2 protein-coding genes are annotated in these 850 nt (G+C 72.6%); both read left to right on the forward strand.

Translation table 11 applies throughout. The features are described 5' to 3' along the window. On the forward strand, window positions 1–256 hold a 256-nt coding region (locus AC5RV2_RS18610), incomplete at its 5' end, for a DUF1949 domain-containing protein (RefSeq protein ID WP_494093558.1). Beyond that, on the forward strand, window positions 249–850 hold a 602-nt coding region (locus AC5RV2_RS18615), incomplete at its 3' end, for a 23S rRNA (guanine(1835)-N(2))-methyltransferase RlmG (RefSeq protein WP_494093559.1). The genes AC5RV2_RS18610 and AC5RV2_RS18615, both read left to right, overlap by 8 nt.

Genomic DNA, 850 nt, shown 5'->3' on the forward strand with positions numbered 1-850 from the left:
GCTGGTCCGGCGGCGCCGGATGCGCCTGTTCGCGGTGCCGGCGGCGCATGCCCACGCCGGGCGGTTGGAAAATGACCTGCGCGCGGCCGGCACCGTGGTGCTCGGCAGCGAGTACGGTGCCCACGGGGTCCGGATCAGCCTGGCGATCGACGACGAGCCGGCGGTCATTTCCCGGTTCGAGGAGCAGCTGGCCGCCCTGACCTCGGGTGGTCCGGCCGCGGACCCGCTGGGCACGGAATGGGTGGACCTTGACTGAACGGCCCGCGTTCGATTTTTCCGAGCTCCGGCGCTGGCCGGATGTGGAGGCGGACAACCTCTTCGCCTACGACGCGGCGGACAGGTTGCTGCTGGACACCGCCGCGCCCCTGTTGGCCGGCGTGGACGGCAACCGGATCACGGTCGTCAACGACCACTACGGGGCGCTGACGCTGGGCCTCGCGGCGGCCGGCAAGCAGGGCATGCGCGTGGTCCAGGACCCGCTCAGTTCCGAGCGGGCCCTGGCCAACAACGCCGCGCGAATGGGCCTGGCGGGTTACCGGAATTTCCTGCTGGAACCGGCGGCGTTCGACGGCGCACGGCTGGTGCTGCTGCAGCTGCCCCGCGCGCTCGATGCGCTGGAGGAGATCGCCGGCTGCATCGCGGCGGCCGCCTCGCCGGGCGTCACTGTCCTGGCCGGCGGGCGCGTCAAGCACATGACCACGGCGATGAACTCCGTGCTCGGCGCCTCCTTCTCCTCCGTGACTGCGGGGCTGGCGCGGCAGAAGGCACGCGTGCTGACCGCCACGGGTCCCTTGGCGGCGACGGGCGGGCGCTTCCCCCTGGCCGAAGAGCACGACGTCGGGCTGCCGGT

Source organism: Arthrobacter sp. Y3225116, assembly GCF_059091245.1.